Origin of the sequence: Bartonella pachyuromydis, assembly GCF_039543065.1 — a bacterium.
GTDB classification, from domain to species: domain Bacteria; phylum Pseudomonadota; class Alphaproteobacteria; order Rhizobiales; family Rhizobiaceae; genus Bartonella; species Bartonella pachyuromydis.
Genome location: NZ_BAABJA010000003.1, coordinates 150,488 through 165,851, shown reverse-complemented (window position 1 = coordinate 165,851; position 15,364 = coordinate 150,488). Strand labels below are relative to the sequence as shown.

Sequence of the window (15,364 nt, the reverse complement as noted above, 5' to 3'; positions counted from 1 at the left end):
CTAATCTCACAACGCTTTAAAATTTAGAGTGAGTAGGCATAGATCTCTTAGCGCGTTATATTATTTAGTTTTGCTGAAAAATAAGATTATGACATTGATTGTAATTATCACTTGGTTGTGAAGATTTCTTTATCTCATTTCATTTTTTATGTTAGTGACATCGTTTAGCAAATCGAGAATCAATCCGTAAAGTTTATGATGCTACTGGTCAAGAGAGGTATAGCTTTTCTTTCTATGGCAAGATGAATTTATGGAAGATAAAAAGACGAGAGTGATGATAAAGACATTTCATTATAGAAAGATTGCTCAGGATGGTTATGCCCGTCGTGGTGAAATTATAACTGGTCGTGGGTGTATTCGTACACCTGCATTTATGCCAGTTGGGACGGCAGGAACCGTTAAAGCTATGTATATGGACCAGATGCGTGCTCTTGGAGCAGATGTTATTTTGGGCAATACTTATCATTTAATGTTGCGTCCAGGAGCAGAGCGGGTTGCGCGTTTGGGAGGTTTACATGAATTTTCACGCTGGTTTGGACCTATTTTAACCGATTCTGGTGGTTTTCAGGTTATGTCATTGGAGGGAATCCGTAAAATTACTGAACAAGGTGTGATGTTTCGCTCTTATATTAATGGAGCGTATTATGAAATGAGTCCAGAACGTTCTATCGAAATTCAGGGGCTTCTTAATGCCGATATTCAGATGCAGTTGGATCAATGTATCGCATTACCTGCAAGTGAAAAAGAAATAGAAGCCGCTATGGAACTTTCATTGCGTTGGGCACAGCGTTGTAAAACAGCTTTTGGTAATCAGCCAGAAAAAGCACTATTTGGTATTGTTCAAGGCGGTGATAATGCAAAATTGCGGGAACGTTCTGCCCAAGCATTAAAAGAGATGGATTTGAAAGGCTATGCTATTGGGGGGCTTGCTGTTGGTGAACCGCAGAGTGTTATGACCGCCGTGTTGGATGTTACTTGTCCGATTTTGCCAGAAAATAAGCCACGTTATCTCATGGGGGTTGGAACACCTGATGATATTTTACAAAGCGTTGCTCGTGGTATCGATATGTTTGATTGTGTTATGCCGACACGTGCAGGGCGCCATGGTTTGGCTTTCACACGTTTGGGGAGAATTAATTTGCGTAATGCACGTTATGCAGAAGATCCACATCCTCTTGATCCACAATCCCTTTGCCCCGCAACAAATGATTATAGTTGTGCTTATTTACATCATTTGATCAAATCTGGTGAGTCTCTTGGTGGCATGTTGTTGACTTGGAATAATCTTTTTTATTATCAACAGCTTATGCAAGGAATTCGTGATGCCATTGAAGAGGGATGTTATGCTGATTTTTGTGCTGAAACCCGCGCTTTATGGGCGCAAGGACGTTAAAGAGTTAATCCTCATGCCGTAGTGTTTGCTTTTTTCGCATTGCTCAATTTATTTTGTATGCAAAGCTTTTGCTAAAGAAAAAATGAAAGATGCTTTTTAAAAATATAAATTGTACTGAAGTAAAAGATAAATGTATAGCTTTATAGGGCTGCATTCGTTGTGCAACTATGATAGTAAACAGAAACTGTTACTCCGGTACGCGCTACCTGATCCGGAGAAAAACAGTTTTTCTGTTTCTGATGACTGTTTAGAGCAACAATGTTAATGAGGGGTTAGCGAACCCTTAAAGAAGTATGAAAATTGCGTTTTTATAGAGTCATTTTTGCATTTTTTCGTTAGAAAATGGAGTTTTAAAAAAGTTTTCTCACTTAGAGGGGGATTATGAAGGTTATCTCATCTCAATTATAAGTGAGAAAATTTTAAATAATGAATATTTTTAAGTTCGTAGCTTATTTTTATAAGAATATTTGCATAATTGAAGTTCTGTATTCATTACGAAAGATTGTAGTTTCTCTATCGTTTAAAAACAAATTCTATTTATAGATACGCATTTTAAAACTATTGTTTCTTTCGTTGTGGACGATGTTTTAATGAGAGGTTGGAAATTTTCAGGCATAGATGTAAGAGGATTCTGAGTTTATTTGTGTCATATTACAGATATTTATGATTGAAGTGTCACGATATAGAAATGACGACAGTGAAAAATTTTCATAAACAAAACATTCTTGCATCAGGGATTAATTCTCGTACTCGGTGTTTGGCAATTTTTGCTCTTGCGGTGGGAAGTTTTGCTATTGGTACGGCAGAGTTTGTGGCAATGGGGCTACAGCCAGAGATGGCGCGAAGCTCATCTGTTGATATTCCTACAGCGGGGCAATATATTTCTGCTTATGCATTGGGAGTTGTGATTGGAGCACCTCTTTTAGCTGTTACAACAGCTGCGTTCTCACGTAAAATTGTTTTGGTAGGATTGATGCTTTTTTATGCGCTGGCAAATATTGTGAGTGCTCTTTTTTCTGATTTTAGCATTTTGGTAATGTTACGCTTTATCAGTGGTCTTCCCCATGGCATTTATTTTGGTCTTGCGACTCTGGTTGCAGCTTCAATGGTGGAAACGGGTGAACGTTCTAAAGCTGTTGGCTATGTTATGCTTGGTTTAACAATTGCGACCGTTTTAGGAGCTCCAAGTGCAACTTGGATTGGTCAGCTTGTTGGTTGGCAAATTGCTTTTATTTTTGTTGGTGCTATCGCTTTATTATGTTGTTTGCTTATTTGTAAGTTTTTGCCTTCTGATTTGAATTTCTCAAAAACAAGTCCTCTACGCGAACTTTATGTATTAAAGCAAAAACAAGTGTGGTTTCTTTTAACGATGGTTTCCATTGGAGCCTCGGGATTATTTTCTGTTTTTACTTATATTAAGTCAACATTAATGCATATTTCTGGTATTCCGCTTGAATGGGTACCATTTATTATGCCGTTAGTTGGAATTGGAATGGTGGTCGCTAATCTTTTAGGGCCTAAATTTGCAGTTAAAGTTGGTATTTCACCAATGATATTTTTTTCTATACTTTGGAGCACATTTGTTTTTTTTATTTTTTTCTTTTTGTCCTATACGCCATTAACTGCAGCATTAGGATGTTTTTTTGTTGGTACTTCTTTTGCTGCTATGCCTTCGATACAAACAAAAATCATGGATGTTGCTCTTGATGGAAAGATTTTGGCAGGAGCATTAATGCAATCTGCTTTTAATATTGCCAATGCTCTTGGAGCAGAATCTGGAGCATGGGTTTTAAGGTTGGGATATAGTTACGAATATACTGCCATTGTTGGAAGTGTTTTAACCTTATGTGGTTTAGTGATTTTTTGTTTTTCATGGTCTATGGAAAAGCGTGTTTAATATTCTTTCGCTTTTGAGAAAAAGCATTTTTTATTTATTTAGCTTTTTGATTGTCCTGTTGGATTTTTTAATATGCGATAGGAAACGCGTAGAGCAAATGGAATACCAAGAAAAAATAAAAGACTGATGAGTGTGGCAAGAAGGGTTTTTGCAGCTAAAATCATTCCTACTACTCCTCCAGGGTTAAAGAGACCTGCAAGATTGGTAATTGTTCCTGCAAGTGCTGCGCTCAACGCAGCTGAAAAGAGTTGCACAGAGGTAAGAGATACACTGGCACGGAGGGCATCTTCATCTTTTGCACATTGTAATATTCGTTTTAGTAAATGTGGCCATGCTATGCCAGTGCTAATTCCGATAGAAAATAATGAACAACAAATGATAAGAATATCTTCAGATGTAGAAGTATTTGTTGGAACGCGCCATAAAAGAATGCTTATGCAAAAAAGATTTAAGAGAGGAGAATATATAATGAATCTGCGAACTTTTTTTGTAGATATACTAGCACTCGAGAGAGAACCACATGTCCAACCAAGACTCATGAGTGAGGCTATATAACCGGCAATAAGTGGGGTTTGTTCATGAAGTTCTTGAAGAAAAAGTGGAAAATAAAGTTCCATACTATACACGGTTATAGTCGTAATCAGTATCAATGCATAGACAGGAAAGAATTCAGAAGAGAAGGAAAAAGAGTGGCGTGGTAATATGGGATAAAGTGTAAACGATTCAATTTTTGCTAGAACAAAGAGAAGACTCAATCCGATTACTAACCCACAGACTTTTGCAACTGTAGTATCCATAGCTCCTCCAGCAGAAATAATAAAAATCAACAAAGTGAGTATGATGAGTTGTGTGAGAGGGAGTGGAGATTTAGGAATATCATTTTTATTTTCTTTTGGTAAAACTTTAAAGGTTATGAGCCAAAAGACTATTGCTAATGCCTCAATCACCCAAAAAGATGCTCTCCATACGCCATAATATATGCATATGCCACCGATAGCTGGTCCTAACAGGGTTGATATTCCCCACATTCCAGAGATAATACTTAATGCATGTGACCACACAGATGGATTAAAGGCAATACGTATCATAGAATAGGATAGGGATAGTAAAGAACCACTTCCGAATCCTTGAATAAAGCGCCCTATTAAAAATAATGGCATAGTAGAGGCAATACTACATATAAGGGTTCCTACGATGAAGATTAATCCAGAGATAATATAAGCTTTACGAGGGCCTATTTTTTCTAACACTTTTGTTGCAAGCGAAGTCCCAAGAAGTGATGCTATAATAAAAACAGTTGCTACCCAAGAATAATAAAGACTCCCATTCATCTCACTCATAAGAGAGGGTAAAATAGTGACAACAATATAAATGTTGGTGGCGTGTAACATAACACCACCTGTAAACGTCAAAAAGCGAATACCATTTTTTCCCCCTAAGAGTGCAGACCAGCCTTGTTTTTCCACTGTTATGACTATTTAGTAAAAAAGTTAACCTCTCTTATTTATAAGACAGCTCCTTGAATTTTCCAAGAGACAATTCAAAGCTCTCCTTGCGCAGAGCTTTGAAATTTAAATGAGGTTATAATTCAATCCCCCATTGCTTTTTTTAGATTTTCATTAATTTTATCAAGGAATCCTGTTGTAGAAAGCCATTTTTGTTTAGGGCCAATCAAAAGAGCGAGATCTTTTGTCATAAAACCTTCTTCAACGGTTTTAATACAAACTTTTTCTAATGTCGTGGCGAAGTTCTTTAATTTTTCATTGTTATCTAATTTAGCACGATGCGCTAGCCCACGTGTCCATGCAAAAATAGAAGCAATAGAATTCGTTGATGTTTCTTCATTCCTTTGATACTGACGGTAATGGCGTGTTACTGTACCATGTGCAGCTTCTGCTTCGACAATTTTACCATCTGGTGTCATGAGAACAGAAGTCATGAGCCCAAGAGAACCAAAGCCTTGAGCAACAATATCTGATTGCACATCCCCGTCATAGTTTTTACATGCCCAGACATATCCACCCGACCATTTAAGTGCAGAAGCAACCATGTCATCAATGAGGCGATGTTCATAGTATAATTTACGATTTTCAAATTTAGCTTTAAATTCTGTATCAAATATTTCTTGAAAAATATCTTTAAAACGACCATCGTAAGCTTTTAATATAGTGTTTTTTGTTGAAAGATAAACTGGAAGATTCCGCTGTAGGCCATAATTAAAAGATGCTCGGGCAAAATCGCGGATGGATTCATCAAGGTTATACATAGACATAGCAATTCCTGCACTTGGAGCGTCAAAGACTTCGTGTTCGATAACTTGATTATCATCACCAACAAATTTAATACTTAATTTTCCCTTGCTGGGAAATTTAAAATCCGTTGCTTTATACTGATCTCCAAAAGCATGACGACCGATAATAATTGGTTTTGTCCAGTTAGGTACGAGACGTGGGACATTCTTGCAGATAATAGGTTCGCGAAAAATGACTCCCCCTAAAATATTACGAATTGTACCATTAGGTGATTTCCACATTTTTTTTAAGCTGAATTCTTTAACACGTGCTTCATCTGGTGTGATAGTTGCACATTTTATACCAACTCCATATTTTTTGATAGCATTAGCAGAATCGATCGTTACTTGATCACTGGTTGTATCTCGATTTTCGATAGAAAGATCATAATATTTGAGATCAATATCAAGATAAGGATGGATCAATTTATCTTTGATATATTTCCAAATGATCCGAGTCATTTCATCCCCATCAATTTCAACAACGGGGTTTTCCACTTTGATCTTTGCCATTAGAAGTCCTTTTTGTTTAAGTAATGTTGCCTATTTTATAGCACTTTCAGACTTGTAATGAAAAGTAAAAACAAGAATGATAGAGGATGCTTTTAAATATGATATCAATTAAAACTATATCTTCTAAAGAGATAAAAATTTTATTGTAGATTTTACCTATTAGGTAGATGTTTACCGGTAATATCGGGGTTATCCGTTTTTCTTTATAAAGTATTTCATCTCATGGTTTGATAATAGCTTCTCATTTTATTTACGGATTTTTAAAAAACTATTGTATGAATTTAGTAAAGTTATAATCTTTTTGTATTGTTGTTTAATCTTCAAGCTTTGACTTATTTGTTTGGATAAAAATTCAATGTGATAAAGAGGGACGTAACTAGGAATTGATTATAGACACCGAATTTTTTGTTAATCTTTCAGAATATTCTGGAAATAATTATTGATTAAAGTCATTTTAAGTAAGAACTTATAAAGAATAGGCTAAGCTTGAATCAAAAAAAACAAACTTTACACTTTATACTAGTACATCTGATAAATTCTTTCTTATTGTGAGCTAAAATTACCCAGAGATTCTATTTGTGATTGAGTTCTCACTTTTGATGATTTGTGGGTAAAATAAAACACTATCCTTGATAAAGAAAGAAGGAAGCAGTCATAAGGCAATTTTTGTGATTCTTTGTATGCAGATATACAAAAATATAACTCAAAGCCCTACTCTTTAACCTTTAAAAGAGTATATAAATCAACACATTATCTACAACAGAAGAAATCATAGTAATTATAAAAGGGGAGAGTTAAAAGCATTCAAATCATTTTTATAAATAATCTGCCAAAAATGCACCCTGTAAAAGGACATTCGAAAATCCTATTCCCGCACCTTTATTCTAGCTCCCCTAACCCTTAAAAAACATATGAGAAATCAATATGTTATTTAGTAAAAAAGAGAGTATGGTACGCCCAAGGGGAATCGAACCCCTGTTTCCGCCGTGAAAGGGCGGCGTCCTAACCGCTAGACGATGGGCGCAAACCAATGATGAGGCTTATAGAGAGGATCTGTTTAATTCGCAAGCCCTCTAAGTGATTTTTTTGAAAAAAACATATTTTATTAAATTATTTTTTAGCTATGCTTCTTTGAAAAGCAAAAATAAATAATCGCTGTCCTCTGTATTTATCTTTATAGGCTAAATGAGGAGATTTTAGAAAAAAATTAAGGTTTGCTGGTTGCACAGAGCTGAAATATTTTTGTTTGAAGGTTTCTATACGTGGAGAAATTAATTTAGGTGCGCGTGACCATAATACGCCAATATTTGAGAATTGCATTGTATACAAGATAAGCCTATGCTTCTTGTTCTAAGATGAGACTCTATTGAGATATTCTAGGTTATCAAAGTATTTGACTGTAGAAACAGAAGTTCAAGTTATGCGATTGTCGCAGAATATGGGGTATTAGCTTCTGCTATTTTTTTGTGATATCCATCATTCTAGTTTATCATATGCAGGGTATTGTTATTCAGTAGTGGGCTTAGTTGGATAAGTTGTTTTTCATGCACGTCACTTGTTTTTTGTCGGTTGTTGATTGTTTTTTTGCTTTTATATCTTGTTTATTTAGTTTAATTTTTATGAAAAAGTCTTTGTTTTTTCTAAGAATAAAAATATCCATTTATAGAGTTTGTTGATGATAATTTGCATCTGTAAATGTGATAGTTTACCTGTGAAGCATTTTAAAAAATGTTAGGCTAGCAGGTATTTTTTGCATAAAAGTGTTCATGACCAATTTCTTGAAAAATAAGTTTTCTTTATATTATCATACTGTAAAGCGCTGCCTTTTGAGGGGTGTTTATATAGTAATATAAAGCATGTGGGATTTTATACAATTAAGTGTTTTTAAAATATGTGGCGCGTATTCAGAGTAGGGCTTTCTCAGAGAAGCCTTATGTTAATGAAGCATATAAATGGCTTGCAGATTTGCATTAGGTGGATCTTTGTCATTTGAGGTGTGGGGAGGAAGTCGATTTTCTATCGTTTGAAAGATCTATAAAGAGAAGTGTGGAGCTTGTTATTAAAATTTTTATGTATGCATTGCAATCTTCAATATCTGATCTCTGAATCAGTTATTTTTATACTTGTGTTTTGAGGGATTTTGATTACATGCATGATAGTGTTGTACGAAGATCAAAATTGGTTTAAATAAAGCGGGGGACTTCTTTAAGTTATACTGATTATAAGTATCATTTGGGCTGGTTTGCACGTTATTTAAATATTTTTTAGAGAAGATAGGGATAAGCAGTTAGATAATGACAGAAGCTTTAAGGGTTGGTATTGCAGGCCTTGGTACTGTTGGTACTTCAGTTATTCGAATTCTACGTGAAAAAGCTAATAGTTTGGCTGACCAATGTGGGCGTTCAATCAAAATTATTGCTGTGAGTGCACGTGATAAAGGCCGTGACCGTGGGATTGATTTGAGTGATGTAAAATGGTTTGATTCACCTGTAGAAATGGCTGCGTCTCATGAGATTGATGTTTTTGTTGAGCTCATTGGTGGCGAATTAGATGTTGTGTATACGGCCGTTAAAAAGGCGCTTGAGGTGGGGCACCATGTTGTTACTGCTAATAAAGCACTTCTTGCCAAAGATGGGGTGGAACTTGCTGTCAGTGCAGAAAAAAAAGGTGTGTTTCTGCATTTTGAAGCTGCTGTTGCAGGGGGAATTCCTGTCATTAAGGCGATGAGAGAATCACTTGTCGGTAATCAAATATCGCGGATTTATGGTATTCTTAATGGAACGTGTAATTATATATTAACACGTATGTTTACAGAAGGTCTTTCATTTAAAGAGTGTTTGGCAGATGCACAAAGACTTGGTTATGCTGAAGCTGATCCTACTTTTGATATTGGGGGAAATGATACCGCTCATAAGTTAGCTTTATTGACAAGTTTGGCATTTGGAACAACTCTCTCGTTAGATGATGTTTATGTTGAAGGAATTAGTAATATTTCGCAGATTGATATCCGTGCGGCTGATGAATTGGGGTACCGGATTAAGCTTTTAGGAGTTGCATTAAAAACCGATACTGGAATCGAACAACGTGTTCATCCAACGATGGTACCAACATCTTCAATGATTGCCCAGATTCACGGTGTGACGAATGCTCTTTCTATTCAAAGTGATTTATTAGGTGAACTATTGTTTTCTGGGCCCGGTGCTGGGGGAGAGGCAACAGCATCAGCGGTTATTGGTGATTTGGCTAATATAGCGAGAGCACGTCCTGGTTTTCAGTATGCACCTGTTTTAAGAAGTCCAGGATTGGGGCTTGCTCCTCATAAAAAAGCGCGTATTTCCCATCATGCAGGGGGCTATTTTATTCGTTTAAATGTTCATGATCGTGCTGGAGTTTTTGCAGCGGTTGCAAAGCATATGGCTGATAATTACATTTCATTAGAGTCGATTGTTCAAAAGCCTTTTGTAGAGAGTCAGATTGTCAAAACAATTATTTTAATAACACATGAGACAACGGAAGTGAATGTACGGCAAGCACTGGAAGCAATTGAAAAAGACGGACACCTTGTTGCAAAATCTCAATTCATTCGTATTGAGCCTATCGCATAGAACAAATAATTTGTTTTATAATGGTAAATAAAGGCGGGAGTGCTTTTTCTCTTGTGGAAAGTTCTCATCTTTGCCAAAAGCATTATTCCTTATATTTAGATATTAGCAATAAATGCTAATATCTGTTATAGTGCTTTTTCAGTAGGATTTTTCATATGCCAGCAACTCAGAAGACTTTAAATGGACTTGATCGTATTTTAACACTTGAATTAGTGCGCGTCACTGAGCGTGCTGCTGTTGCGGCGGCGCGATGGCGGGGGCGCGGTGATGAAAAGGCTGCTGATCAGGCTGCTGTGGATGCAATGCGTCAGGAACTTAATCGGTTGCCTATCGATGGTACAGTGGTTATTGGTGAAGGTGAACGCGATGAAGCTCCTATGCTATACATTGGAGAAAAAGTAGGTTTGCAAAATGGGCTGGCGATTGATATTGCATTAGATCCACTTGAGGGAACGACGATTTGTGCTAAAAATCTTGCTAATTCCTTAGCTGTGGTTGCAATTGCTGAAAAGGGTAACCTCCTTTATGCTCCTGATGTCTATATGAAAAAAATTTCTGTTGGTCCTGGTTATCCAAAAGGAATTGTTGATATAGATGCGCATCCTGCTGATAATATTCATGCTCTCGCAAAGGCTAAGGGGGTGGCTGTTAATCAGATTACTGTTTGTATTATGGATAGGCCTCGTCATACAAAGTTGATTGATGAAGTACGAACAACAGGAGCATCAATTCGTTTAATTGGTGATGGAGATGTTGCTGCTGTTATTGATACAACTGATCCAGAGGAAACGGGTATTGATATCTATATGGGGATTGGTGGAGCACCAGAGGGTGTTTTAGCCGCGGCAGCTTTACGTTGTATTGGTGGGCAGATGCAGGGACGTTTACAGCTCGATACAGACGAAAAAATTACGCGTGCGGCCAAGATGGGAATCGATAACCCCAATAAAGTTTATACAATGGAAGAAATGGTAAGGGGCGATGTATTGTTTTCTGCAACAGGTGTAACGGATGGCAATATGCTTTCTGGTGTTAAATTTACTTCTCGTTATATTCAAACAGATACTCTGGTAATGCGTTCACATACAGGGACAATCCGCAATATCAAAGCACAGCATAGGGATCATTCAAAGTTTGATTAACCTCGTTTTTTGCCGTCGTTGTTAAAAAATAAAAAAGTATCTTTTGGGAACATACGCTCCCATGAGGTTTTTAAGAAATGCGCTCATGGGAAGTATTGGTGGTTGTGTTTAGAGAGATCTTTTTTTACGATGAAAGCTCGATAGAATGTATCCAGCCATTTTCATCTTCTCGATTGCCTTTTTGAAGATCAACAAGCTGTGTACGAAGTTGTTTTGTGATCTCACCAACCATTCCATTCCCAATAACGAATTCACCATCTTTATATTTAAAATGGCCGATTGATGTGATGACGGCTGCCGTACCACAAGCAAAAGCTTCTTTTAGATGACCACTTCGTGCATCTTCTTTAAGGGATTCAAACGAATAAGGGCGTTCTTCTATGGTTAATCCCATTTGCTGAGCTAACTGTAAAATTGAATGACGTGTTATTCCTGGAAGGATAGTGCCATTAAGTGCAGGTGTTACAAGTGTATTATTTGCCATAATAAAGCAAGCATTCATACCACCAAGCTCTTCAATCCACTTATGTTCAACCATGTCAAGGAAAAGGACTTGGCTACAATTATTTTCAGTTGCGATTTTTTGTGCAAGTAAGCTTGCTGCGTAGTTACCTCCACATTTTGCTGCACCTGTTCCACCTAGACCAGCACGGCTATAATCTGTCTCAATCCACACGCTGACAGGTTTTTCTTCTCCTTTGAAATATGATCCAACAGGAGAGGCTATGATACAGAAAAGATATTCTTCAGAAGGCCGAACTCCCAAAAAGTTTTCATTGCCAAACATGAATGGGCGTATATAAAGGCTAGCATTGGGGCCTTCTGAAACCCATTTCTGATCAATTCTTACCAATTGATGAACTGCATCTAAAAAAATCTCCTCTGGCAATTCAGGCATAGCGAGGCGTTTTGCTGATTCTATAAAGCGTTGTGCATTGGCATCAGGGCGAAATAATAAAATACGCCCATCTTTTGCACGATATGCTTTTAAACCCTCAAAAATTTCTTGCGCATAATGCAAGACAGCACTTGCTGGGCTAATCTCTAGAGGCTTGTATGGAGAGATAACAGCGTTATGCCAACCTTTTGTTTTAGTCCATTGAATAGTACATATGTGATCTGTAAAAAATTGTCCAAAACTAGGATCTTTAAGAATACGTTCACGTTCTTCATCTGAGAAAGGTGATGGATTTTTTTCTATTTTAAACGGAATTGATGATGTAGGAGAGTTCATAAGTAAAACCTTTTAAGATATGCTTTATTTCTAGGTGTTTTTTATTATAAAAAATAAAGAAATTCCTTTAATACAACTTTATTATTAGCAAATAAGTTGTGTCAATGCCTTATTATAAAATTAAAAGAAGAGGCTATTGAGAAGTATTTTGTACCCTTTTTTCAATTTTATCAAATCATCAGGAACTTTTATACATATTCTTCGTTTTCTAAAAAGTGTCTGAATAATTTTATATATGCATATCTTATAACCTAAAAGTAGGGGAATTGAGAAAAGGAATTTACTATGATTGATAGAAATTACCATACATATGAAGAACGTATCGCTGCAGAAAAAAAAGAGCGTGAACAACGTAATGCGATTGGTAAAGGCATTCTTGCTGTTCTTCTCGCACTTTTTATACTTTGGTTCATTTTCGTTTTTTTAGGATCTTTTTTTGAAAAGTCTCCTGAACATATATCTCACTATAATACGACAGAATCAAGTCAAACAATAACAACGCCAAAAAAAGATTTAGATTCAACATCTCCGATCCCTCATACCTATAAGGATCAAGGCTTACCTTCATCTCATGAACAAAATTCTTGAGAGGGAACCAATCCAACATAGGGTAAAGAATAAAACGACCTACCATCTATAGCTATAGAAAAATTGATCAGGTAGATTTTTACTCTCGAAGTTTGTTGATCAGTTAATCACTCTAAACATAAACAACGCAACAGCTTTTAAAACTGTTGCATTGTTTTATTTAGCGCGTGATAAAGCAACTTCCTCCATAATTTTTGATATTTTCGCAAAGACTTATGGCATCATTCCGGTTTTGCGTTTGAATCCGAACACGATAATAGGTTCCTTTCCCTGGGATGAAAGCAGATTGAATATTTACAGGGCGAACACCAATAAGGGCTTCAAATCTAGATTTCATTTTTTTCAATGAATCCACAGCCAGCGCATGGGTTGGTTGGGATGCAAGTTGTACGTAATAACTTTCTGAATTTTGTCTGCTGATTTGGTTTGATAGTGTTGGGTGAGAAGCAGTATGTGTCTGTAACTGTAAATTTTTTTCTGCATGGGAAGGCACAGGTATAGTCTTTTCTTCAATATCAGAATGAAAAGTATTTTCAGCTATTATTTTATCAATATCACCCATAAGCTTATCTTCTGTTTCTTTGTTATTTATCTCAGATTTGTGCGAAACAGTAGGGGACGAATCTTGAAATTGCTCTACTGTCGTTTGACCATTCGTTTCCTTTGGCTCATCAGTGTTTTTTTCTTCTGCGGAATTCTTTGGTGTTAATAAAACTGTTCCGTCTTGGTTTACAATAACAGTTTGTACTTCCCTTGTTGGAATAGTGTGATTTACGGCTTCGGTTACTGCATCATCGACATCGGATTCAGTAAAAGAAGGAGATACAGAATCTGTCGTTTCTTGTTGGTTTACTTCCGTTAAGTCTTTAGGCTGTTCAGAATCATCAATAAGGAATTGTTGTGTATTTTCTTGTTTTTCATTTTGATCGGTTGTTTGTTTATAAACATCTAAATTATGGGCAATATCGTCCTTCGTTTCGGTTGATTCTTGTTTAAATTTGAAAGGCGTATTATCAGCACGAATGATCGGGGTATTCCCATTTTTTTGTGATGGCGTAAAAAAATGAGAATAACCAACAAAACCAATTACTATTAAGATAAGAAGAATAGCACTTTTGGTAAGGGTTTTTCCAACAATAAAATTTTTTACAGGAGGAGGAGTTGATGCATGAGCAGAAGTTTTATCTATGCCTTTGTATGAGTGCTTCTCAGTAAAAGAGGAGGAATTGTACTCCATATTATCAAGAGGGAAAGAGTCGGGATTTTGATTCTGAAAATTCGTATATGCGTCGTCTCTTGGGTTTTGCATGGTTTGATGAAAGATTTCATTGAAAACTTCATTTTGTTGTTGCTGTCGCGAAAAACTTTCTTCTAAAACATGTCCAACATTGAGGACATCAGCAAATTCTTCTTTTAAGCCATCAGTTGGTATATTATATTCTGGCGCGTTATAGGGAATTTCAGGGACCATAATTGGTCCGGTTTTTTCTACAATCTCCTCTGCAAATTTATAAGTATCTATATTTGGAGGAGGAGTATTTTTATGCGTATAGTTATGCGTAGAAAAACCACCTATTTGCCTTGTCGTAAGAGGTTCCGATGGGGAGCCTATATCATTTAAATTATTTTGATTATACAACCCTTCTTTTTTATTGTTTTGCTCAGAGTTTTCAGCAATATTGATATATTCGGTTTGAACATTGTGATATTTAAGATTTTTTTCAGCATAAGTTTCTTGTTGAGAGGTTTCTTCTTCAAAAAACTTTGGGTAATTGGTCATATGATGTTCTTGGAGGGAATCTTTTAAATCAGAATGTTCGCTTATTTGTGTTACATCCAAGGGTGATGAGAAGTTTCTCATTGTTTCATTTTTTTTCGTATCTTCTTTTTCTGCACTAAGATGAGAAGAAGAGAAGAACCTGTTTGTAGAAGAGGAAGAAACATCAGTATGATATTCTTTTATTTGATTTTCTTCATAAGTCGAAACTTTATAGGGATGTTGTATAAAACTATCGTAGAAGCTTTGATCGTCGTTGTCATTTCGTTGTATATTCGCAGCGCTCTCTTGTGGTGAGGCTGATGGTGAAAAACGGACAGTTTGTTCGCGAGGGTCTGTTATGTTTCTTTGGCTGGCTTGTCTATCAGCTTTATCAAATAAGGAAGACTCTGATTGTGTACTAAAATCACTTTTTTCAAAAGAAGTCGCTTTCTTTTGAGGTGATTGATTTTGAGGAATGGGTAATGGAGAAAGTGCATCTAAAATTTGCTCTTCATCATGACTCATAGGCAAAGATTTCTCTTCTTTAGGTAAAAAGCCTTTTCTTTCTAAATGATTGAAAGAAGAAGTTGATGCAACATCTGACGTTTTCTCATCGGTAGTTGTATGTAAGTCCCATTGCTTCTTTTGCTCATTAAAGGGCAAATCATTCGTTAAATTATTTTCAAGTTCTGCTTCTAGAAAAGACAAATCAAAATCATCATAGGATGAATTTTCAGGAGAGGGTCGAACTTTCGAGGAATGAGACATTGCTTGATTAGTCCGTATGGGAGACTGATCATTTTGACTTTCGCTTTGTTTATGCGGATTAAAAATTCGCGCAAGTCTCTCTAAAGGATCATGATGTTCATGATTTTGTTTCATTTCGTGTGGATTCTTGCGATCGTTGTCGCTCATAGCTTTTCTCACATGATGATCTGCATCT

Annotated in this window: 9 protein-coding genes and 1 tRNA gene; 5 read left to right on the top strand and 5 right to left on the bottom strand. The window is 36.3% G+C overall.

All coding sequences use genetic code 11. From position 1 onward, the window contains the following. The first annotated feature begins 274 nt into the window (after window positions 1-274). Together tgt and ABD917_RS03705 are read left to right on the top strand one after the other, a co-directional pair. Window positions 275-1,393 (top strand): tRNA guanosine(34) transglycosylase Tgt, encoded by a 1,119-nt coding sequence (gene tgt, locus ABD917_RS03710; protein WP_345118750.1) that lies wholly within the window; start codon window positions 275-277, stop codon window positions 1,391-1,393. Window positions 1,394-2,081: 688 nt separating this feature from the next. After that, entirely contained in the window at window positions 2,082-3,290 is a 1,209-nt protein-coding gene (locus ABD917_RS03705) for an MFS transporter (RefSeq protein WP_345118749.1), read from the top strand. A 38-nt stretch (window positions 3,291-3,328) separates the two neighbouring features. Here the strand turns inward: ABD917_RS03705 and ABD917_RS03700 are convergent, their stop codons facing one another. The 3 genes from ABD917_RS03700 to ABD917_RS03690 all read right to left on the bottom strand — a co-directional run bounded on the left by ABD917_RS03700 (window position 3,329) and on the right by ABD917_RS03690 (window position 7,117). Beyond that, window positions 3,329-4,756, bottom strand: a complete 1,428-nt coding sequence (locus tag ABD917_RS03700) for an MFS transporter (RefSeq protein ID WP_345118748.1) — start codon at window positions 4,754-4,756, stop codon at window positions 3,329-3,331. Window positions 4,757-4,878: 122 nt separating this feature from the next. After that, window positions 4,879-6,093, bottom strand: a complete 1,215-nt coding sequence (locus ABD917_RS03695; protein ID WP_345118747.1) for an NADP-dependent isocitrate dehydrogenase — start codon at window positions 6,091-6,093, stop codon at window positions 4,879-4,881. A gap of 949 nt (window positions 6,094-7,042) precedes the next feature. Then, window positions 7,043-7,117: transfer RNA gene (locus ABD917_RS03690), tRNA-Glu, on the bottom strand. 1,270 nt (window positions 7,118-8,387) lie between these two features. On the opposite strand from ABD917_RS03690, the gene ABD917_RS03685 reads away from it, so the two are divergent. Next, window positions 8,388-9,698, top strand: coding sequence for a homoserine dehydrogenase (locus tag ABD917_RS03685; protein ID WP_345118745.1), 1,311 nt, complete (start codon window positions 8,388-8,390; stop codon window positions 9,696-9,698). A gap of 155 nt (window positions 9,699-9,853) precedes the next feature. Further along, complete coding sequence (gene glpX, locus ABD917_RS03680; protein WP_345118744.1) at window positions 9,854-10,840, top strand: class II fructose-bisphosphatase; 987 nt, start codon at window positions 9,854-9,856, stop codon at window positions 10,838-10,840. Between the two features lie 124 nt (window positions 10,841-10,964). Here glpX and ABD917_RS03675 read toward each other — a convergent pair whose 3' ends face one another. After that, window positions 10,965-12,074: a branched-chain amino acid aminotransferase gene (locus ABD917_RS03675; RefSeq protein ID WP_345118743.1), complete on the bottom strand. Its 1,110-nt coding sequence runs from the start codon at window positions 12,072-12,074 to the stop codon at window positions 10,965-10,967. 285 nt (window positions 12,075-12,359) lie between these two features. Here ABD917_RS03675 and ABD917_RS03670 point away from each other — a divergent pair, with 285 nt between their 5' ends. Then, complete coding sequence (locus ABD917_RS03670; RefSeq protein WP_345118742.1) at window positions 12,360-12,662, top strand: hypothetical protein; 303 nt, start codon at window positions 12,360-12,362, stop codon at window positions 12,660-12,662. 160 nt (window positions 12,663-12,822) lie between these two features. Here the strand turns inward: ABD917_RS03670 and ABD917_RS03665 are convergent, their stop codons facing one another. Continuing rightward, window positions 12,823-15,336, bottom strand: a complete 2,514-nt coding sequence (locus tag ABD917_RS03665; RefSeq protein ID WP_345118741.1) for an SPOR domain-containing protein — start codon at window positions 15,334-15,336, stop codon at window positions 12,823-12,825. Window positions 15,337-15,364 lie beyond the last annotated feature (28 nt).

Coding starts and splice junctions, on each gene's coding strand:
- tgt (WP_345118750.1), top strand. CDS start 275: ATGATAAAGACATTTCATTATAGAAAGATTGCTCAGGATGGTTATGCC.
- ABD917_RS03705 (WP_345118749.1), top strand. CDS start 2,082: ATGACGACAGTGAAAAATTTTCATAAACAAAACATTCTTGCATCAGGG.
- ABD917_RS03695 (WP_345118747.1), bottom strand. CDS start 6,093: ATGGCAAAGATCAAAGTGGAAAACCCCGTTGTTGAAATTGATGGGGAT.
- ABD917_RS03685 (WP_345118745.1), top strand. CDS start 8,388: ATGACAGAAGCTTTAAGGGTTGGTATTGCAGGCCTTGGTACTGTTGGT.
- glpX (WP_345118744.1), top strand. CDS start 9,854: ATGCCAGCAACTCAGAAGACTTTAAATGGACTTGATCGTATTTTAACA.
- ABD917_RS03675 (WP_345118743.1), bottom strand. CDS start 12,074: ATGAACTCTCCTACATCATCAATTCCGTTTAAAATAGAAAAAAATCCA.
- ABD917_RS03670 (WP_345118742.1), top strand. CDS start 12,360: ATGATTGATAGAAATTACCATACATATGAAGAACGTATCGCTGCAGAA.
- ABD917_RS03665 (WP_345118741.1), bottom strand. CDS start 15,336: ATGAGCGACAACGATCGCAAGAATCCACACGAAATGAAACAAAATCAT.